General features: G+C 74.3%; 18 protein-coding genes and 1 pseudogene. 12 read left to right on the top strand and 7 right to left on the bottom strand.

Translation table 11 applies throughout. From position 1 onward, the window contains the following. Positions 1-47: 47 nt before the first annotated feature. Positions 48-875 (top strand): uracil-DNA glycosylase, encoded by an 828-nt coding sequence (locus EGX94_RS03740; protein WP_028706871.1) that lies wholly within the window; start codon positions 48-50, stop codon positions 873-875. Here the strand turns inward: EGX94_RS03740 and EGX94_RS03735 are convergent. Continuing rightward, entirely contained in the window at positions 826-2,439 is a 1,614-nt protein-coding gene (locus tag EGX94_RS03735; protein ID WP_051245580.1) for an MFS transporter, read from the bottom strand. The two genes, EGX94_RS03740 and EGX94_RS03735, sit on opposite strands and share 50 nt — an antisense overlap. Positions 2,440-2,583: 144 nt before the next feature. On the opposite strand from EGX94_RS03735, the gene EGX94_RS03730 reads away from it, so the two are divergent. Both EGX94_RS03730 and EGX94_RS03725 read left to right on the top strand, forming a co-directional pair. After that, positions 2,584-3,228: a TetR/AcrR family transcriptional regulator gene (locus EGX94_RS03730; protein WP_021798692.1), complete on the top strand. Its 645-nt coding sequence runs from the start codon at positions 2,584-2,586 to the stop codon at positions 3,226-3,228. A 117-nt stretch (positions 3,229-3,345) separates the two neighbouring features. Next, complete coding sequence (locus EGX94_RS03725) at positions 3,346-4,212, top strand: Bax inhibitor-1/YccA family protein (RefSeq protein ID WP_021798691.1); 867 nt, start codon at positions 3,346-3,348, stop codon at positions 4,210-4,212. A gap of 129 nt (positions 4,213-4,341) precedes the next feature. Here EGX94_RS03725 and EGX94_RS03720 read toward each other — a convergent pair whose 3' ends face one another. The 3 genes from EGX94_RS03720 to EGX94_RS03710 form a co-directional block, all read right to left on the bottom strand. Then, positions 4,342-5,400 carry an aldose 1-epimerase family protein gene (locus EGX94_RS03720; protein WP_021798690.1) on the bottom strand — a complete coding sequence of 353 codons (1,059 nt, stop codon included), beginning with the start codon at positions 5,398-5,400 and terminating at the stop codon, positions 4,342-4,344. A gap of 198 nt (positions 5,401-5,598) precedes the next feature. Continuing rightward, positions 5,599-6,192, bottom strand: a complete 594-nt coding sequence (locus EGX94_RS03715; protein ID WP_081660737.1) for an NUDIX hydrolase — start codon at positions 6,190-6,192, stop codon at positions 5,599-5,601. Between the two features lie 453 nt (positions 6,193-6,645). After that, positions 6,646-7,617 (bottom strand): hypothetical protein, encoded by a 972-nt coding sequence (locus EGX94_RS03710; protein WP_123825911.1) that lies wholly within the window; start codon positions 7,615-7,617, stop codon positions 6,646-6,648. Between the two features lie 95 nt (positions 7,618-7,712). On the opposite strand from EGX94_RS03710, the pseudogene EGX94_RS03705 reads away from it, so the two are divergent. From EGX94_RS03705 to EGX94_RS03695, 3 genes and pseudogenes are all read left to right on the top strand, one after another. Beyond that, a pseudogene (locus EGX94_RS03705) lies at positions 7,713-8,276 on the top strand (DNA-3-methyladenine glycosylase); the annotation flags it as partial. Between the two features lie 279 nt (positions 8,277-8,555). Continuing rightward, complete coding sequence (locus EGX94_RS03700; RefSeq protein ID WP_021797177.1) at positions 8,556-8,969, top strand: SRPBCC family protein; 414 nt, start codon at positions 8,556-8,558, stop codon at positions 8,967-8,969. Between the two features lie 184 nt (positions 8,970-9,153). Next, positions 9,154-10,905, top strand: a complete 1,752-nt coding sequence (locus tag EGX94_RS03695; protein ID WP_021797551.1) for an FUSC family protein — start codon at positions 9,154-9,156, stop codon at positions 10,903-10,905. Positions 10,906-10,915: 10 nt separating this feature from the next. On the opposite strand, the gene EGX94_RS03690 is transcribed toward EGX94_RS03695, so the two are convergent. Beyond that, positions 10,916-11,428, bottom strand: coding sequence for a DUF664 domain-containing protein (locus tag EGX94_RS03690; protein ID WP_021797554.1), 513 nt, complete (start codon positions 11,426-11,428; stop codon positions 10,916-10,918). A gap of 65 nt (positions 11,429-11,493) precedes the next feature. Further along, a complete protein-coding gene (locus EGX94_RS03685; protein ID WP_021797548.1) occupies positions 11,494-12,033 on the bottom strand; it encodes a mycothiol transferase in 540 nt (179 codons plus the stop codon). 644 nt (positions 12,034-12,677) lie between these two features. On the opposite strand from EGX94_RS03685, the gene EGX94_RS03680 reads away from it, so the two are divergent. The 4 genes from EGX94_RS03680 (at position 12,678) to EGX94_RS03665 (ending at position 16,742) form a co-directional block, all read left to right on the top strand. Next, entirely contained in the window at positions 12,678-13,829 is a 1,152-nt protein-coding gene (locus tag EGX94_RS03680; RefSeq protein WP_021797552.1) for an ABC transporter substrate-binding protein, read from the top strand. Between the two features lie 2 nt (positions 13,830-13,831). After that, positions 13,832-14,917, top strand: coding sequence for an ABC transporter permease (locus tag EGX94_RS03675; RefSeq protein ID WP_028706865.1), 1,086 nt, complete (start codon positions 13,832-13,834; stop codon positions 14,915-14,917). After that, positions 14,911-15,726, top strand: a complete 816-nt coding sequence (locus EGX94_RS03670; protein WP_081660734.1) for an ABC transporter ATP-binding protein — start codon at positions 14,911-14,913, stop codon at positions 15,724-15,726. Before EGX94_RS03675 ends, EGX94_RS03670 begins: the two co-directional genes overlap by 7 nt. A gap of 479 nt (positions 15,727-16,205) precedes the next feature. Beyond that, complete coding sequence (locus EGX94_RS03665) at positions 16,206-16,742, top strand: NADPH-dependent FMN reductase (protein ID WP_028706864.1); 537 nt, start codon at positions 16,206-16,208, stop codon at positions 16,740-16,742. 146 nt (positions 16,743-16,888) lie between these two features. On the opposite strand, the gene EGX94_RS03660 is transcribed toward EGX94_RS03665, so the two are convergent. Further along, positions 16,889-17,578: a uracil-DNA glycosylase gene (locus EGX94_RS03660; RefSeq protein WP_021797422.1), complete on the bottom strand. Its 690-nt coding sequence runs from the start codon at positions 17,576-17,578 to the stop codon at positions 16,889-16,891. 184 nt (positions 17,579-17,762) lie between these two features. On the opposite strand from EGX94_RS03660, the gene EGX94_RS03655 reads away from it, so the two are divergent. Then, positions 17,763-19,181 carry an AI-2E family transporter gene (locus EGX94_RS03655; protein WP_021797423.1) on the top strand — a complete coding sequence of 473 codons (1,419 nt, stop codon included), beginning with the start codon at positions 17,763-17,765 and terminating at the stop codon, positions 19,179-19,181. Between the two features lie 61 nt (positions 19,182-19,242). Continuing rightward, a complete protein-coding gene (locus EGX94_RS03650) occupies positions 19,243-20,214 on the top strand; it encodes a hypothetical protein (protein WP_021797421.1) in 972 nt (323 codons plus the stop codon). The last annotated feature ends 130 nt before the right edge of the window (positions 20,215-20,344 follow it).

Below are 20,344 nucleotides of genomic sequence, written 5' to 3'. Positions count from 1 at the left end.
GGCGCCGGCCCGGGGACGGGGTCCCGGTCCGGGGCTACGGTGTCCTCATGACCGACCCGCACCCGCTCACCGGCGTCCGCTTCGAGTCCCCGGTCCCGCCGGGGACGGGATGGCCGGGGGACCCCGCCCGGCCGGGCACCCCCGTCGCCCGCGACGCCGCCGGGGCGGCCCGCCTCGCCGCGGGCGCCGCGACCCTCGAGGAGCTGGACGCCGCCGTCTCCGTGTGCCGCGCCTGCCCGCGGCTCGTCGCCTGGCGCGAATCGGCGGCCACCGTCGGACGGCGCGCCTCCTTCGCCCACGAGCCCTACTGGGGCCGGCCCGTGCCGAGCTTCGGGGACGCGCGCCCGCGCATCCTCATCGTCGGCCTCGCGCCGGCCGCGAACGGGGCCAACCGCACCGGCCGCATGTTCACCGGCGACCGATCCGGCGACTGGCTCTGGGCCGCCCTCCACCGCGCCGGGCTCGCGCGCAGGGCCTCCTCGCAGTCCGCCGGCGACGGGCAGGAGCTCGTGGGGGCCAGGATGGGCGCCGCCGTGCGGTGCGCTCCGCCCGCGAACCGGCCCGCGCCCGCCGAGCGGGACGCCTGCGCGCCCTGGCTCGCCCGCGAGATCGAGCTCCTGCCGTCCGTCCGTGTCGTCCTCGCCCTCGGTCAGGTCGCCTGGGGCGCGGTGCTGCGCGTGGTCCGCGGCATCGGCTGGGACGCGCCCCGCCCCGCGCCGCGCTTCGGGCACGGCGCCGCCGCCCGGCTGTCCGCCCCGGACGGGCGGGCCGTCACGCTGCTGGGCTCCTACCACCCCAGCCAGCAGAACACCTTCACCGGCCGGCTCACCGCCCCGATGCTGGACGAGGTGCTGGCCGAGGCCCGCCGTCTGTGACGGCGCCCGCGCGCCGGCGTCGCGCCGTCAGGGCACGGACGAGCCCGCAGGCGGCCAGCACCGCCGCGGCGCCGAGCAGGATCCGGGCCAGGAGGGCGAAGCCGCTGGCGCAGGCGCTGACCTGGGCATGCGCGACGAGGTCCTCCCGCAGCCGTGCGATGATCGCCCGGCCCGCCTCGCTGTCCGGCGTCGCCCGGGCGCCGGCGAGCGCCTCGGTCACCCGCTGCTGCAGTTCGCCCGCGTGCTCGGACGCGTAGTCGCCGGCGGCGTGCGCGATGTGCGCCGCCAGGAGCGCCACTCCGAAGGACGAGCCGATCTGCTGGCTCGCGCTGAGCACCGCCGAGGCCAGCCCGGAGCGCTCGGCCGGCACGCCGTCCGTCCCCCTGTTGAAGGCGACCGGGGTGGTGATGCCCACACCGACGCCGATGACGAGCAGCCCGGGCAGCGCGATCCGCGTGTAGTCGGCGTCGAACGAGACGCCGGAGAGAACGAGCAGGGCGAGGCCCTCCACGAGCAGACCCGTCGGCAGAAGGACCCGGGCGCCCAGCCTCGGCACGAGGAGGCGGCCGACGACCAGGGCGGTGACGATGACGGTGCCGACCATGGGCAGGAAGGCGACACCCGTGCGCAGCGGCGAGTAGCCGAAGTGGCGCTGCAGATAGGCGGTGAGCTGGACCAGCCCGCCCATCTGGGCGGCGCCGGCGAAGAACTGGGCGGCGTACGAGGCGGCGCGCGCCGGGCTCGCGAGGATCCACAGCGGCAGCACCGGCCGCTCGGCGCGGTGCTCGCACAGGACGAGCAGGGCCAGCAGGACGACGCCGGCGCCCAGCCAGGCGATCGTCTCGCGCGCCGTCCACGAGTGCTGCTGGGCGCGGTCGAGTCCGAAGACGATGCTGAAGATGCCGGCGCAGCCCAGCAGCAGCCCGAGCAGGTCGTCGTCGACGCGGTCCTGCCCGGGCTCGCGGGCGGCGGCGGGCACCTGCCGGACGCCGATGAGCAGGGCCGCGGCGGCGATCGCCAGGTTCACGTAGAGCGACCAGCGCCAGCTCAGGGCGTCGGTGAGGGCCCCGCCGATGAGCAGGCCGGCCGCCGCGCCCAGCCCGCCGGTCGCGCCGAGCACCGAGAAGGCCCTGGCGCGCGCCCGGTGGTCGGGGAAGGTGCTGCTCACCAGGGCGAGCACAGTCGGGGCGAGGAGTGCGGCGAAGGCCCCCTGGACGGCCCGGGCCGTCACGAGCACCGCGAAGGACGGCGCCAGGCCGCCGGCGAGGCTCGCCAGGGCGAAGCCGCTCAGCGCGATCGCGTAGCAGGCCCGCAGCCCGAGCGCCTGGACGACCCGCCCGCCGAACAGGACGAGACCGCCGAAGGCCAGCGTGTAGGCCGTCACCGCCCACGGCTGCTGAGCGGGTGTCATCGCCAGGTCCGCCTGCATGTCGGGCAGAGCGATGGCGATGATCGTCATGTCGAGCACGACCATCAGCTGCGCGATGACGGCGCTCACGAGGACGCGCCGTCGCGGCGTCGGAGGCGCCGTCCGGGTCGCGTCGGTGTCGAGGATCAGTGTCATGAGAACTCCTATATCGAAACGAGCGTTTTCGTAACAATAGGTCGCCGCGAGTCAAATGACAATGATCGTTTTTGTTTGCTCGGGGATCGCCCCGGGTCACGTGGCGCCCGATGGCGTGCCCGCGGCCGCCGTTATGATCAGGCCATGCCACGGGTGAGCGAGGAGTACCGGCACGGTCAGGCGCAGCGCATCCTGCGGGCCGCGCGCGCCTGCTTCGCCGACGACGGCTTCCACGCCGTGACGATGGACCAGATCATCGCCGCCGCCGGCGTCTCGTCGAGCACCGTCTACCGCTACTACCCCGAGGGCAAGACCCAGCTCATCCATGCGGTCTCGGCCGAGCGCCTCGGCCCGCTCATCGGCTACCTCGAGGAGGTGGCCGGCAGGAACGACCCGGCCCCGCCGGACGGGGTCCTGCGGGAGGCCATGTCGCTGCTCCTGCCTCCGGGCGCCGACGAGGCGATGATCGTCCAGGACGTCCGCCTGGCGGTGAACGCCTGGGCCGAGGCCGCTCGCGACGAGGTCGTGCGGACGATGCTCGGGGGGAATCTCGCCCGGATCCGCGCGCTCGTCACGGCGATCGTGCGCTCCTGGATGCGCTGCGGGCGGCTCTCGACCTCGCTCGGCGTCGAGCAGGCCGCCGAGCTGCTCATGGATGCCGGCTTCGGCCTCGTGGCCGGGCTGGCGATCGAGGGGGGCGGGTCGGCCGCGGTGGTCCGACGGCGCCTGCATCGGCTGTCCGCGGCCGTCGACGAGATCCTCGCCGCGCCGGGCCCCGCCGACGGGTGAGGAGGAGCCGGTGCGCCGTCACGGGGCCGCTCCGGGGGCGAGCGCCCCTTCCCCTCCGGGCGCGGACCGCTACGCTGGAGGAAAGGCCCCAAGGGCGAGTCGACCGATTGGAGCGTCGTGCGCAGCACCAACCCCGTCCTCAGCAGGAGTGACGCGTTCACCCCCGGCCACCGTCAGACCGGTTTCCAGAACCCCGGCCCCCAGCAGTACGCCCGGCCGGGCCACGGCTACGGCCCCCAGCAGTACGGTCAGCCCGTGTACGGCGCCCAGGCCTGGGGGCAGCCCTCCGGCTACGCGCCCCAGGGACAGGCCCCGGCCGTCATGACGATCAACGACGTGCTGGCCAAGACCGGCACGCTGTTCGTCGTCCTGCTCGCCGCGGCGGCCGTCTCCTGGCTCTTCCTGCCCACCGCGCTGCTCTACCCGGTGGCCATCGTCTCCTCGCTCGTCGCCGTCGTGACGTCGGTCGTCGTGACCGTGCGCCACTCCACCTCGGTGCCGGCCATCATGGTCTACACCGTCGCCGAGGGCCTCATGCTCGGCGCGTGGAGCAGGGTCTTCGAGTACCTCTACCCGGGCATCGTCTCGCAGGCGGTGCTCGGCACCCTCGCGGCGACGGCCGTGGTCCTCGCCGCCTACCGCTACCTCGGGGTGCGCGTCACCGGGCGGCTGCGCCGGATCGTCGTCCTGTCGGTCATCGCCTATGCCGTCGTGGCCCTCGTCAACTTCGTCGTCGTCCTCCTCGGCGGGAGCCTCGGCCTCACGGAGATCGGTTCCGGCGCAGGCATGCTGAGCTGGCTCTTCGCCGGCATCGGCGTCACCCTGGCCGTCATGTGCCTGCTCATGGACCTCGAGGAGTGCGAGCGCGGCGTCCGCATGGGCGCCCCCGCCAAGGAGTCCTGGCGCGCCGGCTTCGGCCTCATGGTGACGCTCGTGTGGCTGTACACGAACATCCTGCGCATCCTCAGCTTCCTCCGGAACTGACCGGAGACGGGACGCAGCGGAGGGGCCCCTCCGCTGCGTCCCCGGGCGCGTCCGCCTGAGGCGCTCGACCGTGTTCCCTCGGGCGGGGTCCCCGTGCGCCCGGGGACGGACGCCCTGTGCCGGAACGCCTCAGGGACGGCCGCAGAGGGCGTCGCGCCGCCGGCGCAGCGCGGCGATGTCCGCCGGGTCGTCCAGGACGGTGAAGCGCAGGTGCTTCGTCTCGGACGACTGGGCCGGCAGGCGGTGCAGGTCGCCGCGCGCCTCGTGGTACCCGCGGCCGTGGACCGAGGAGTTCGACGGCTCGAGACCGACGACGTAGTCGCCGGAGGCCATCGACTTCCACTGCGTGAAGCAGGGGAACTCCCGGGTCGAGAACTCGACGACGAGCGCGAGCCCGAGCCCGTCGTTGACGACCCCGGCGAAGGTCGAGCCGTCGTCGGCGGCGGCGAGGGTGTGCAGGTAGACCGACTCGGGCACCTCGGGGCGCGGCTCCTCGACGCCCGACCAGGGGGTCGGATCGGCCGCCGCGTCCTCGTTGCGGGGCTCCGCGCCGAGGCTCGGGATGACGACCTCGGCCCCGGGCGCGAGGAGCGGCCAGCCGATGTTGCAGTGGTACATGAGCATCATGGGCTCGTCGCGGAAGCCCTCGTTGACGACCTCGTCGACGAGCTCCAGGGCCGGCTCGCCGAGGCGAGTGCTCAGACGGCGACGCAGCAGGAGGTTCTCGCCGAAGAGCTCGGCCTCGCGGACCTCCCCGTGGACCGACAGGACGTAGTCGTCGCCCTCCCAGGCGGCGTCGTGGCCGACGTGCTCGGCCGGGCTCGTGCGGAGCCGCCCGTGCATGGGGTACTCGCGCCCCTGGGGGTCGCGCCAGGGGGCGCCGATGTTCTCGAAGCCGCAGGTGAAGAACAGCCCGCCCATGATGGACCGCTGCGCCTCCAGACCGTGGGTGTCGAAGGGGTTGCGGCCGTTGAGGCCGGGCTTGGAGGTGAAGGTGAGGTTCTGCCCGCGGTACTCGAGCCGGGCGACGTCGAGCGCCTTGTCCGCCATGGCGGTGAAGCACAGGGGCCCGTTCTTCACCTCGATCGTGCGCATGCCGGCCGCTCGGCCGTCCTCCTGCCGCATGGAGCGCACGAAGGCGAGCTGCTGCATCGAGCCGACCCGGGCGAGCGTCTCGGTACGGTTCATCGGTGGTCCTCCTGGGATCCTGCGCCGTGTCGGCGGGGTGCCGCGGGGAGCCCGGCGCCGGCTCCCGCGTCGCACCGGGGGCCGCTCCTGGGTGCGGGCCCGGGTACGGACAGCCCATCACAGATCACGACGCGCAGGAAGGGGCCGGGCCCGTCGCGCACCGCCCGACGGGCTGGTTGGCGGGCTCCGGCGTGCCGTTCAGCGGGCTCCGCCCGGGTGCCCGCCGCCGATGCTGCCGAGATGCTTGTCGAGCGCCGATCGCGCGCCCGAGGTCCACGGCAGCGCGCGCCAGTGGCGCACCGACACCCAGCGCGCCGACTCGGTGGTGCCCCCGACATCGAGCACCCGCGGGGGCCTCGGCTCGGCGCAGACGGCCGTGTAGATGATGCGCAGCGCCTGGAAGTCCTCGAGCACGCCGGCGGGGGAGGTGCCGATCCAGTGGTTCGACTGGAGGTCGACGACGCGCAGGATCCGGATGCGCTGGTCGGCCTCCTCCAGCACCTCGCGGATGACCGCCTCACTGGGCGTCTCGCCGGGCTCGACGCCGCCGCCGGGCAGCTGCCAGCGCCCGGGCACGGCGGTGCGCCGGCTGCAGGTCGTGCCGAGCACGCCGAGGGGGGAGCGGACGATCGCATAGGCGGCTACGCGCTGGCGCGGCACCGGCTCGACGCCGTTCTCGCGCGGCAGGGCGTGGACGCGGTGGGCGTGGCGCCGGGGCATCCGGCTGCCCGCGCCCCGCTGGGCGACCCGGGCCGTCATGACGATCCCGTCGTCGCACCCGGAGGCCGACATCCAGTCGCTCACCGTCCAGCCCCTGCGCCAGAGCAGCTGGCGAGGGTCCTGGCCATGGCCGACGGTGACGTCGACGACGGGTCCCTCCGACAGACGATGAACCCCGACGATGCGCACCGCCCAATTCTTCCACGCGGCCGGGGCGTCCGGTGGACGGAACCGCCGTCGAGCGGGTGCGCGGTGAGGGGCCGCCCGCGCCGCGAGGCGCGGAGCGCGGCCGTCGTCCCCCAGCGCCGACCCCCGGCCCCCGGGCCCGGGACGCCCCGGGCCGCCGACAGGCGCAGCCCGGTCGTCATGTCCGGCCCCCGGGCGCGGGACGACGGACGCCGACCTGTCTCATCGACGAGGGGAAGTCGAGCCGGTCTCCTCGGTGCGGGACGACGCCGTGCGGCGGCGGGGACCAGCTCTGCGAACGGAGCCGGCTCCCCGGGCGCGGGACGACGCCCCGTGCGGCTACTTCTCCTGCACCGCGCCGCTCATGTCGGTCACGATCTCGGTGCCGCCGGCCTGGAAGCGCATGAGCGGCTCGGTCCTGCCCGACTCGACGTTGATCGTGACGGTCACGTCGGGGGCGGGGCTGCGACCCCCCTGGCCGGCCGTCTGCGCGATGAGCCGGGCGATCGTCTCGGGGCTGATGAGAGAGGAGTCGAACGACGGGTTCTTGTCGCTGTTCTTGATCGTCGAGACGATCGTCGGCAGCCCCGCGCGCCGGGTGCGCTCCTCGACGGTCGCCTCGTCGGTGCGCACCCGCACGCTCAGGGCGTCCGCCTTGATCGTCACCGAGAGCACCTGCGGCGAGTTCTGGACGGTGTCGGCCAGCGCCTCGGCGATGTCGGCTGCGCGCGTCAGGTCGAGCTCGTTGATGACCGAGCCGTCGTCGCGGAAGAAGACGGTGCTCGACTCGGGCGTCGTGGTGACCGTCATGAGCACATTGCCGTGGTCGTACTCGTTGATCTGGAGGTCCTGGTCCTGGTTGGAGCCGGAGACCTCGGCGGCGGTCTCGAAGAGGGCCGCCACGTCGTCGAAGGCGAAGTCGTCGGGGTCGAACCGGGCCTGGTCGATGTACTTGATCGTCGAGTCGAGATGGGAGATCGCGCCGTTGGCGTAGCCGATCGTCTCGGCCTTGTCGTCCTCGGTGAGGTAGGTGAGGTTCGCCGCCGCCGCGGTGACCTCGATGCGCAGCACCGGGCGGTCGCCGCTCGCGTGGCGCAGGAAGCCGATGACCTGGCGGGCCCTGCCCGGCCGGGTCAGGTCGTACGCCGGGTCGGGCGCGGAGCCCGGGCTGGCCTGCGAGGCCGTGCTCGTGGGCGCGGGGGAGCCGCTGGGGCCGGTCCTGCCCGCCCCACGGGCGCAGCCGGCCAGGGCGAGGGCCCCGGCGACGAGGGCGCACAGGACCGCGCGGGCTCGGGCGGTACGGCTGGACATGGCCCCCACGCTACTTCCCGAGGCCCGGTCGTCCTGCCCGGCGCGCGGCGGACGCGCCGGACGGCGCCGGGGCGCCGGGGTGCCACACTGGGGCCGTGATCGATCTCAGCGCCCGCGCCGACGAGGTCGCCCCGCAGCTGCTCGGGGCGGTCGTCCGGCGGGGATCCGTCGCCGTGCGCCTCACCGAGGTCGAGGCCTACCTGGGCCTCGACGACCCCGCCTCGCACGCCCACCGCGGCGAGCGCGGGCGGGCGGCCGTCATGTTCGGGGCGCCCGGCAGCATCTACGTCTACGTCAGCTACGGCATCCACCGCGCCGGCAACATCGTCTGCTCGCCGGCGGGGCGGGCCTCGGCGGTGCTCCTGCGCGCCGGTGAGGTCGTCGACGGCGCCGCCGACGCCCGGGAGCGCCGGGGGCTGCCCGCCGACCGGCCCGACGCGCTCCTCGCCAGGGGGCCCGGCAACCTCGGCCGGGCGCTCGGCCTCGACCTGTCCGACAACGGCCTGCTGCTCGGCGGGCCGGACGGCCTCTTCGGGCTCACCGCGCCCGGCGGGCCGGCGGGGCGGATCCTCGTCGGGCCGCGCATCGGCATCTCGCGGGCGGTGTCCGCGCCGCTGCGCTTCTGGCTCGCCGACGAGCCCTCCGTCTCGGGCCGCCGGGGCGGGACGCCCTGGGGCGGAGGGACGGGCCCCGTGGGGGGACCCTCCGGCGGAGGGGACGGGCCCGGAGCCGGGGCCCGTGGGGCCTGACGCGAGGGGCCTCCCGGGCACGGCGGGGGAGTCGTGAGGGGTCGTCCGGCCGGCCCGAATCCGGCCCCCTCCGCTTCCGCCCGGATGCGCATCGGAATAGGGTTTGGGTACGTCGGGTCGCAGCGTTGCGGACGAGCCGAGCGCCGATCCGGCCCACATGAAGAGACCATCGGATGAATCGAGGTTCCCATGTCGGAACAGCCAAAGAATGAGGCGCCCGAGTCCTCTCCCGACGGCGTCGTCGTGACGCGCACCATCGCCCAGCCGCTGTCGCGGGTGTGGGGCGTGCTCATGACGAAGGAGGGCTCCGAGGCGCTGCTCGGCCGCGGCGCCATGCTCGGCGAGAAGGGTCAGGCGTGGAAGGCGGCGGACGGCCGCTCGGGCGTCATCAGGAGCTTCCACCCCCGCGAGCAGGTCCGCTTCTGGTGGCGGAAGAACGACGACGCCCCCGCCTCTCTGGTCGACCTGCGGGTGGCGGCCCCCGACGAGGGGCACACCGAGCTCACGGTGACCCACACGAGGCTCGCCGAGGGCGTCGACCCGGCGTACCTCCAGGGCCGCTGGGAGGCGGCCCTCGAACGCATCGAGAGCGACTGCTTCTAGTCGATTCATCGCAGTCCCCGCGGCGCGGTCGGTCCGGTCGAGCACCGGGCGGGCCGCGCCGCCGCTCGTTGCGGGGCCCACCTGCCGCGCCTGCGCGTCGGCGGGCCCCCCGTCGCCCCGAGCCGCGTGGGCGGCATGTGCCGGCCGTCACGGCGCCGGCCGGCGTCCCCCTAGACTCACCCGGGTGAGCAGGGCGAGACGATCGGCGGGCAGGCTGGGGCGCAGCCTCGTCGTCGTGCACCCCGAGCCCGGACGCGCCGCCCGGGCCGCCCGCTGGTGCGCCGCCGTCGCCACCGGGCTGGTGGTCTCCTGCCTCATCTTCGGCCCCTCGCTCGGCTCGATGGGCCTCATCGGCGCCCAGGCCGCGCACACCGGCCGCGAGGCGCCCCTGCGCAACCGCGTGAGGATGCTGCTCGTCGTCGGGCCCGCGACCCTCGCGATGGAGTGCGTCGGCGCCCTCGTCGGCCCCCGCACGTGGCTCATCCCCCCGCTGTTCGGCCTGCTCACCCTCGTCATCGTGTGGACTTGGCACGCCCTGCTCACCGGGCCTCCGGGGCCCATCAACACGATCTTCGCGGCGGCCTTCTCGGCGTACATGACGGGCCACGGCTACGCCCTCACGACGCTGCTGAGGGTCACCGGCCTGTCGTGGCTCATCGCCTCGCTGACCTCGGTGGTCATCCTGTCGTTCGATCTCTTGGCGCCGGAGCGCGGGGCGGTCGACGAGGCCGATGAGGCGGTCAGCGCGTACCGCGACCGCCCGGACGGGTGCCTCGCGCGCCGGGCGAACCGGATGCGCTCGGAGGCGGTCTTCGCGGTGAACAACGCCTGGCACGTGCTGCGCACCGGGCGGCGCCGCCTGACGGGGCGCACCGCCGCCCGCCGCGACATCGAGGAGCGGCTCATGGGCATCCACCTGAACCTCGTCGACGTGCTGCGCGGAGAGTCCTTCCCGACCTCGAGCCTTGACATCGGGGAGAACTTCCGGCGGGTGCCGCTGGGGCGGCCGTCGGCCCGCTACCTGCTGAGGACCGCCGCCGACCGCGGCTCGCGCCCCCGGCTCGTCGCCGCCCGGGCCGCCCCGGCGGTCCTCGCGGCCTCGACGATGATGATCGCCTCGCCTGTCGGCCACGCCTACTGGGCGATCCTGTCGAGCCTCATCGTCCTGCACATGGGCGCCTCGCGCGCCGATCTGACGATCCGGGCGGCCCACCGCGTCATCGGGACCGGCGTCGGCGTGCTCTGCTACGTCGGCATCGTCGCCCTCCAGCCCGCGCCATGGGTCCGGGTGGGCATCGTCGTCGTCATGATCTACGGCCTGGAGGTCATCGTCACCCGCAACTACGCGGTGGCCGTCGTGTGCATCACGATCTTCTCGCTCATGATGACGCCCGTCGTCTCGCGCGCCGACATCGCCGTGCTCATGCGCGACCGCGTCGTCGAGACCGTCATCGGTGCCGGCGCCGCCACCGGCATGATCTGGCTCGTCGGGCGCAGCGCTCCGGTGCTGCTCGTGCGCAGCCAGTACCGGCGCACGCTGCGGTGCATCGAGCGGGTGCTGGCCGACCTGTCGGCCGGCAGGCTCGTCACCCGGGCCTCCCGCGAGGACCGCCGCACGATGGTCTTCGAACTCGGCCGGGCCTCGGAGATCCTCTCGTCCCAGCGCCCGGACGACCCCGAGACGCTGTCGCGCTGGCAGGACGTGCAGGAGGAGGTCAACCTCTTCGGCTTCGACGTCATGGCCTCGTGCTGGCGCCGCCTTCCCGGCGGCGACCCGGCCGCGGCGCGGGCGCACGATGCGCTGTCGCGGCTGCTCGACTCGCTGCCGCCGATCTCGTCGCGGACGATCGAGACGTGCGCCTTCACCGCGCAGGTGCGCGCGATCCACCAGCGCTACATGAGCGAGAGCTCCCGCCGGACCAGGGCCGGCGGCTGACCGGCTCCGCTCAGCCGTCCTGCTCGGTCCGCCGCTTCGCGTGCATCGCCTTGATCGAATCGGTGAGGCCGCGCAGGAAGGCGATCTGGCCGAGGTCCTTCGTGATCTCGTTGAGCAGCTCGACGAGCGAGGAGCCCACGCTCCTGCCGCCCTCGAGCACGCGGTCGAGGTTCTCGGCGGCCCCCGACTCGAGCACCCTGGCGCTCGCTGCGGAGACGGCCCGGTAGTAGTCGCTCAGCAGCGCGGCGTCGACGACGCGGTAGTCCTCGTCCTCGACGGTCTCGGCGGACTCGGGCAGGTCGAAGCGCTCGGCCCAGCCGTCGTCCCAGACCTGCGCCGTGTCGCCGATGCGGGCGAACAGCTCGTCCTGGCGGCGGGCCATGGTGAAGGCCAGCCACGAGACGGAGTGGCCCTGCTTCTGGGCGCGGTGGAGCAGGGAGCGGGGGGACATGCCCTCGAGCTTGCCGGGGAGCTCGTCGGCGATGCGCGCGAAGGCGTCCCTGATGAGGTCAACTGAATCCATGACCCCATTATGCTGGCGCGTCGCCGCGCCGGGGCGGACGACCGGCCCGCCGGGGCCCGGGCCGCTCAGGGCTGCCGCCAGCCGGGGGCGGGGACGTTGGAGCGGACCGAGGGCAGGCCGTGCAGATAGGCGATCTGGCCGAGGTGCTGGGTGATGTCGTTGATGACCGAGACGATGCGCACCCCGGCGGTGACCGGGGGATCCCAGGTGGCGTCGACGATGCGGTCGAGGCTCTTGCCGCGCTCGGCCTCGAGGACGTCGAGGGTCTGCTCGTGCACGGCCGCGTAGTAGCCGAGCAGGAGCCCGGGGTCCGCGACGGTGAACCGGTCGACCTCCTCCTGGCTCTGGCCGTAGCCCCCGTCGTGGGGTCCGTAGGGCAGGTCGAAGCGCTCGCGCCACCCGGTGTCCCAGACCTCGGTGCGGTCGTCGAGGGCGGCCATCTGGGCGTCCTCGCAGCGCCCGATGTGCCAGACGAGCCAGGCGATCGGGTTGCCGGTGGTGTGGGCGCGGCGCAGCAGGGAGTCGGCGGGGAGCCCGTCGAGTTGGCGGGGCAGTTCCTCGGCGACCCTGGTGAAGGCGTCCTTGAACAGGTCGATTGAGTCCATGGGGTCAATTGTCCCTTGTCGGGCCCCGTCGCGTCAGACCCGTCGGCGGCCCGCAGTGGGATCGGGCCGGTCCGCCCCCGCCCCGGCCGCGCGGTCCCGCGCCTCCCCGTCCGATGCCGAGGACGACGGCCCCCTCTCCCGGACGCGCGGCCCGCACGGTGCGGGCCGCCCGCGGTCTGCGGGAGCCGCTCCACCGTCGGCGAACCGGCGCGCCGGGGTCGGGCGGGGTGTTGCCCGAGGTCCTCCCCGTGCCTACCATGGCCCGTGACGACGGCCGGAGCCGTCGGGCGCCGCCGCTGCGGCGCCGGATCGTGGCCGATTTCCCGGCCCGCCGGTCCTTCCGCCCTGAGGAGCAGTACATGGCACAGCGCACCATCTGCCGACCCGCGGCACGCCGGATCCAGGCGCCCGTGGTCGACTGTTGCGCTCCGATCGCCGTGCGCCAGTGAGCCCTTCCGCGTCGGTCTGACGCGCCGCCGACGCCCGGCCCGGGCCGTTCGGGCGCCGCGTCCCGGCCCGCGTCGAGCGGCCTCCGCACCGGCAGCACCATCACCGTACCCGTCCCGCGGGACGAGTGCGCCCCGAACCCATCAGCCCCGGCACGGCCCGGCCGTGCGCAGTCAGAGAAGACCAGGAGAAGACGAATGCCCGGAACGAACAACCCCGCCGACGGCGCGCACGGGACCGGGAGGGTCCTGCCGTCGGGCGCCGTCGTCCAGGAGACCGGAACCACCCGGCGGGCCGGGGACTCGCGGCGGCTCTCCCGCCGCGGCCTCATCGGCGGCATCGCGGCCGGCGCCGTCGGCGGTCTCGTCCTCGGCGGCGCGGCCGGGGGAGTCCTCGGCGACCGCCACGGCAGGTCCGCGGCCGCCGCGGACGCCTCGGCATCGGCCGAGGCCCGCCGGCTGACCCTCATCTACGGCGGCGACGTCTGCGACGCCCCCGCCATCGTCGCCCTCGAGAAGGGCTTCTTCGCCGAGCACGGCCTGGACGTCGGCCTCCACAAGACCGTCGGCGACGAGGACATCAAGGCCGCCGTCGGCTCGGGCACCTACGACGCCTCCAGCGGCATCTTCTACAGCTGGCTCAAGCCCGTCGAGCAGGGCCAGAACGTGAAGTTCATCGCCGGTCTGCACAGCGGCTGCCTGCGGCTCCTCGCGCGCAACGACTCCGACGTCAAGCAGATCTCCGACCTGCGCGGACGCTCCATCGGCGTGCCCAGCCTGTCCAGCTCGGCGACCATGTTCTTCTCCCTCGACCTCGTCGACGCCGGCATCGACCCGTCGGCCGAGGCCGGCGAGGTGCAGTGGAGGGTCTACGACACCCCACTCGTCGCCGATGCCCTGAAGAACGGCGAGGTCGACGCCATCGCCACGAGCGACCCGATCGCCTACCGCCCGATCCAGGAGGGCTACGGCTGGGAGCTGGCCACCAACATGACCGGGGCGAACGCCCAGGCCTACTGCTGCTGCACCGCGCTCAACGGCGACCTCGTCGCGGACGAGCCGGACGTGGCCCGTGAGCTCGTCACCGCGTGGGCGGAGGGCTCGCGCTACGTCGCCGGCAACGAGGACGAGGTCGCGCACCTCGAGATCGACAAGGGCTACGTCGCGGGCGACGTCGACCTGGTCGCGACCCTGCTGCGGAGCTACCGCTGGGAGCCCTCGGTCACGAAGCTGCGCGACGCCCTCACCCCGGGCATCGAGAAGTTCAAGCGGACCGGCTACCTGGACCCGGACGTCGACACCGACGCCCTCGCCGACCGGGCCTTCGACACCCTCGGACTGGACTGGTGAGCATGAGCGCAGTCGGACCGGAGCGCCGGGGCACCGCGCCCGGGGCGGACGCGGCGGGCACGGCGTCGGAGCGCGAGGCGGCCCTCGTCGCCGACCCGCAGGTCGTCGCCGAGCTGGTCCGGCGGCACCGGCCGCACAGCGTCGACCACGCCCTGGCCGGCGCCGCCGTCGCCCTGTGGGCCGCCGTGGCGATCGTCGTCGCGCTCGTGCCCTCCACCGGCGCCTATCTCGTGAAGGGGGAGGCCCAGGCGTTCTGGCTCGCCGTGGCGTTCACCGCCGGGCTCGGCGCCGCATGGCTCGGCTCCCGCGTCTGGGCGGCGTCCTCGCGCTGGCTCGGCGCCTGGGCGCCGTGGTGGATCGCCACCGCCGTCGTCGTCCTGGCCTGGGAGCTGCTCACCGCCAAGACCGGCGCCCTGCGCCCGCCGTACGTGCCGAGCCCCGGCCAGATCATCGCCGAGGGCTGGTCCGACCGCGCCCTGCTGGCCCGCTCGGTCGGCAACTCGCTCCTGCTGCTCGCCGCGGGTGTCGCCGTGGGCGGCGTCGTCGGCCTGGCCACCGGCCTGTGGATGGGCTGGTCGAGGCGCGCCGGCTACTGGCTCGACCCGATCGTCAAGTACATCGGCCCGGTGCCGACGCTGGCGTGGATCCCGATCGTCTTCATCGCCTTCCCGAACTCGTTCAGCGCGGCCGTCTTCCTCGTCTCCCTCACCGTGTGGTTCCCGATGGCGGTGACGACGAGCGCCGGCATCCGCGGGGTCTCCCGCGAGTACTTCGACGTGTGCCAGACGCTCGGCGCCTCCACCCGCTTCCTCATCCTCAGGGTCTCCCTGCCCGCGGCCCTGCCGAGCATCTTCACCGGCGTCTTCATGGCGCTGCCGACGGCCTTCGTCACCCTGACGATCGCCGAGACGCTCGGCGTGAACTCCGGCCTGGGCTGGTACATCAACTGGAAGAAGGGCTGGAGCGCCTACCCCGCGATGTACGCGGCGATCGCCCTCATGGTGATCATCTGCGGCTCGCTGCTGACCGCCGAACTGGCAGTGCGCAACCGCGTGCTGTCCTGGCAGAAGGACCTGACCCGATGGTGAACACGATCCCAGGGGGCGCGGCCCCCGAGAGCACGGGCCCCGGGGGCGCCGCCACGGCCGGAGGCGGCGCCGTCGACGCCCTGAACGTCGTGCAGGCCTTCGTCTCGCACCGCAGGCCGCTGCCCGTGCTCGACGACGTCTCGCTGTCCGTCACGCCCGGCCGGTTCGTCTCGCTCGTCGGCCCCTCGGGCTGCGGCAAGTCGACCCTGCTGCGGCTCATCGCCGGACTCGACCGGCCGATCCGCGGCGAGATCTTCGCCGACGGGTACCGGGTTGACGGCCCCGACCCCTCGCGCGGCGTCGTCTTCCAGGACCCGACGCTGCTGCCCTGGCTGACCGTCGAGCAGAACATCGGGCTCGGCCCGCAGGTGCGCGGCGTCGCCGACCGGCCGGACGAGCGCGAGCGCGTCGACGAGATGATCGAGATGGTCGACCTCGGCGGCTTCCGCCGGGCCTACCCGTCCGAGCTGTCCGGCGGCATGGCCCAGCGCGCCTCGCTGGCCCGCGCCCTCGTCAACCGTCCGCGCATCCTCCTGCTGGACGAGCCGCTCGGCAAGCTCGACGCGCTGACCCGCTCGACTCTCCAGCACGACATCGCGAGGCTGTGGGAGGCGCGGGGCTTCACCGGGATCATGGTCACCCACGACGTCGAGGAGGCGCTGCTCCTGTCCGACCGGGTCGTCGTCTTCTCGCCGCGCCCGGCCCGGGTGATCGCCGACCTGCCCGTCGCGCTCGAGCGCCCGCGCGCCCGGGACGATCCCGGTTTCCGCGCGCTGCGCCGCACGATCCTCGGCCTGCTCGGGCAGTGAGGGGCTGCTGGGCGGCAGGGAGAATTCGCACCGCCGCCGGCCGGTGATGGGGCCGACGGGGCACCGCCGGGCGGGCCGGGGGCGGTCCCCGCCCGGCGGTTCCATGGGCGACGGGCGCCCGACTCCGGACCGGGCGCCCGTCGCCTGCGCCCGACCCTGCGTCCTCGGGCGTCTCCCGTACCGCGCCCTCGGGTGCTTCCCGCGCCGCGCCTTCGGGCGGCATGCGCCGGGCACGGGTCCCGACCGACGGGCCCTGCGCCGCCCCGGCCCGCCCGCCGGGGCGCTCCTCGTGCCGTGCACCGTGCCGTGCGCTCCGATGTGCGCGCTGCCCGCGTTTATTCTCTCGTCAGCCCGTGGAGGAAGAACAGGCCCAGAGCTTTTGACTCATGTCTCGACGAATTAGCTTCGTGCCATCGGCCGGTCGTACCGTGCCCGGGCGAACAGGACCCCAGGAGTGAAAGAGTGAAGGGGAGAACAGGATGAGGATCGGTATCGTGCTCGGCAGTGTCCGGGAAGGGCGCGCGGGCGAGCCCGTCGCGAACTGGGTGCTCGAGAGGGCCAGGACCCACGGGGGCGCCGACGTCGAGTTCATCGACGTGAAGTCCTTCGGCCTGCCCGTCTTCGACGGCGCCTACCTGCCCGCCATGGCGGACAAGAAGTACGACGACCCGGCCGTCCAGGCATGGAGCGACGCGGTCGACGCCTGCGACGCCTTCGTCATCGTGACCCCCGAGTACAACCATTCGGTGCCCGGCGGCCTGAAGAACGCCGTCGACCACCTCGGCGGCGAGTGGCTGGGCAAGCCGGTCGCCTTCGTCGGCTACGGCGCCGACGGCGCCGTGCGCGCCGTGGAGCACTGGCGGCAGATCTTCGGCAACTTCGACGCCAAGGCCATCCGCGCCCAGCTGTCGATCAACATCTTCGCCGAGATGACCGAGAACGGCTTCGTCCCGAACGAGCGCCGCGCCGGCGAGCTGGACGCCCTGCTCGACTCGCTCATCGCGGCCGTCGGGTGAGCACGCCCGGTACCGGACGGCCGACGGGCCCCGCGGCGGCGGCGCTGCGGGGCCCGACTGCGTTCCCGCGCCGGGCGGCGCGCTCCGGCACGACGACCGGCGCCCGAGCCCCGGCCCCGGGCCGACGCGGCGGGCCCGTGCCCGCCTCAGCGTCCGTTCAGGTCCCAGTCGATGGGCGGGGCCCCGGCCGCGGCGAGCGCCAGGTTCGCCCGGCTGAAGGGTCGCGAGCCGAAGAAACCCGAGCGGGCCGACAGCGGGCTCGGATGGGACGACTCGATCACGGGGATCCCGCCGGCGGTGAGCATCGGGGCCAGCGACCGGGCGTCGCGTCCCCACAGGATCGCCACGAGCGGGCCGCCGCGGGCGACGAGGGCGTCGATGGCGGCGCCGGTGACCTGCTCCCAGCCCTTGCCGCGGTGGGCGGCGGGACGGCCGGGCTGGACGGTCAGGCACCTGTTGAGCAGCAGGACGCCCTGCTCGAACCACCCGGTCAGGTCGCCGTGCGGGGCCGGGGCGATGCCCAGGTCGTTCTGGAGCTCCAGGTAGATGTTGGCGAGGCTCTTCGGCAGCGGGCGGACGTCGCGCCCGACGGCGAAGCTGAGGCCGATCGGGTGCCCGGGCGTCGGATAGGGGTCCTGGCCGACGATGAGCACCCGGACGTCGGCGAGCGGCCTGCTGAAGGCCCGCAGCACCCGGTCCCCATCGGGCAGGTAGCCGCGTCCGGCGGCGATCTCGGCGCGCAGGAACTCGCCCATGGCGTGGATCTGCTGCTCCTGGCCCGCCAGGGCCTGTGCCCAGTCGGGCGCCATGAGCTCGCTGATCGGGTGGACTGCCATGATGCCTCCTCCTGCGCGGTCCGGGCGCCCGCGCATCACAGAACAGGGTAGCGGCGCGCACCCGGGATGATCATCCGAGCCGGGGCCCGGTTCGTCGCCCCGCGCATCCGGGCCCGGACGCTGGCGCGAGGGCTCGCCGCATGGCTCCCCGATCGGGTCCGCGCCGCATGGCACACTGGCCGACATGGCAGTCTCGACCGGCGACAGCAGCTCGCGCCACCGTCGCAACGCGCTCACGGGCCTCGGCGGGCGCATCCCGCGGCTCGGCGTCTCCGCGCGCGGGCGCGTCCACGGGCGCGAGGACGGGCCCGGGCCGGACCCCGACCCCCGGGCGTCCGACTCGATCACGCTCACCGCGGAGCAGCTCACCGCGCTGCGCGGCGCCAGTGTCGAGAGCTTCGTGCCGCGTCCGCTGCGCATCCTCGCCGCGTGGAGCTGGCGGATCCTCATCGCCGCGGCCTTCGTCGCCCTCCTGTGGTGGCTCGGCTCCCAGCTGTCCGAGGTCGTCATCCCCCTGGCTGTCGCCCTGCTCCTGTCCGCCGCCCTCCAGCCCCTCAACGCCCGCATGGTCCGGCACCGCTGGCCGAGGTGGCTCGCCTCACTGGGCTGCCTCCTGCTCGTCGCGCTCATCGTGCTCGGCCTGCTCAGCCTCGTCGGGGCCCAGATCGCCACGCAGTGGACGCAGCTCGTCGACCAGGCCATCGCCGGCGCGCGGGGATTCGTGGGCTGGCTGGCCGACAGCCCGCTGCACATCAACGCCGAGCAGATCGACTCGCTCGTCTCGCAGGCCACCGACTGGGTGCAGCACTCGCGCGCGACCCTCGCCGCGGCCGCGGCCACGGCGGGCTCGAGCATCGGCAGGTTCTTCGCTGGCGCGGCGATGGCCCTGTTCGCGACCTTCTTCTTCCTCAAGGACGGCTCGCGCCTCGTCGACGGGGGAGTGCGGCTCATGACGCGCGCCAGCCGCCTCACGGTGATGCCGGCCATCGTCTCGGGCTGGGCCTCGCTGTCCAGCTATGTGCGGGCCGCCATCGCGGTGGCCGCCGTCGACGGCATCGGAGCCGGCATCGGCGCCGCGGCCCTCGGCTCGAACCTGTGGCTCGCCATCATGGCCCTCACCTTCGTCTGCGCCTTCGTGCCGATCATCGGCGCCATCACCTCGGGCGTCGTCGCCGTCGCGGTCACGCTCGTCACCCTCGGCCTCTGGAAGGCCGTCATCATGCTGGCCATCTTCGTGGCCGTCATGCAGCTCGAGTCCCACGTGCTCCAGCCCCTGCTGCTCGGCCGCGCCGTCTCGATCCACCCGCTGGCCGTCCTGGTCGGCATCGCGGTGGGCATGTCGGTGGCCGGCATCGTCGGCGGCGTCTTCGCCATCCCCATCGTGGCCTTCGTCACCGGCGTGCTGCGCGCCATGCACCCCGACGAGACGGCCGAGGACGAGCTGACCACCGCCGACGAGGTGCTCGACGCCGAGGAACGGGTCGCCGGCGACACCGCCGGGGGCATCGGGGACGACGCCACGAGCGCAGGCGGAAGCGCCGTCGGGCGGGCCGGGGAGGCCCCCGCCGGCCCCGAGGACGGGGCGCCCCCGGACGACCCCTGAACGGTGCGGCCGCGGGGCGGGACGGTCGGGGCCGGGTCGGCCGATCCCTTATATTGACGCCATGAGCGATTCCCCCGAGCTTGACGCGATCCTGTCCGAACTGGCCCGCGGGGCCATCGACACCGCCGAGGCCTCCCGGCGCATCGCCGCGCTGGAGCGGGCCGAGGACGAACCCGAGGCGCTGCCCGGCGCCGTGAGCGCCCGCCCCATCCCCGAGCTGACCGGCAGCGGCGGCATCAACGCGGTCACCATCCGCGCAACCGGCCAGCGGGTGCGCGTCATCGGCGACGAGGCCGTCGACACCGTCGTCGTGAGCGGCCAGCACACCCTGCGCCGGCGCGCCGACGGGCTCGACATCCTGGCCACCGGGCACCTCGGGCCGAGCGTCAGGGGCTTCTCGCCCATCCACCCGCCCCGGAGCGCCGACGACCTCAAGCAGCTCGGGCTCGGGGCGGCCCTCGTGGTGAGGGTCAATCCGCACATCCAGGTGAACACCCAGCTCTCCGGGGGCTCCCTCGTGGGCCGGGGCGTCCCGCACTGGGGGCGCGTGCGGGTGAGCGCCGGCCTCACCAGGCTGAGCGATGTCGCCCAGCTGAACGACGGCCTCTTCCAGGCCGGCTCGGCCGTCGTGAGCGGCCCGCTCAGCCGGGGGGCCAACGTCCTGCGCGTCGAGTCGGGCGGCCTCGTCGTCGAGCTCACCGCCGGCGCGGACGCCGCGCTGAGAGCCAGGAACCAGCTCGGCGCGGTGCGCTGGCCCGGCGGCAGGGGCGACCGCTTCGACGAGTACGTCGTCGGTCGGGGGCAGGCGCGCACGGAGCTGTCGGGCGTCATGAGTCGCATCGTCGTGCGCGACCCGGTGGCCTTCCCCGAGGAGGCCGACAGGCCGACCGCGGGCGATTGGCTGCGTGTCGGCGGGGAGCGGCTGCGGGACGGCGCCCGCCTCGTCGTCGAGAGGGTCCGCGAGGTGCAGGCCGCGCACCAGGACGCCCGTGACGGCGGCGCGGAGGGCTCGGAGACGCCCATCGGGCGGTGATTCCGGCCGCGGGGGACTCGTTCTGCAGCGTCCGGGCGGCATGCCGACCAGCATGCGGCAGCGGTTCCGGTGCGTCGGTCGGGACCATGGGGGTCCCGACCACGGGTCACGGCCGGGCGGTGCACGAACC

The sequence above is a fragment of the Propionibacterium acidifaciens genome (genome assembly GCF_003798325.1).
In the GTDB taxonomy this organism is placed as follows: Bacteria; Actinomycetota; Actinomycetes; order Propionibacteriales; family Propionibacteriaceae; genus Propionibacterium; species Propionibacterium acidifaciens.
Note: the sequence above shows the minus strand (reverse complement) of the source record. Positions and strands in the feature narration are given on the sequence as shown.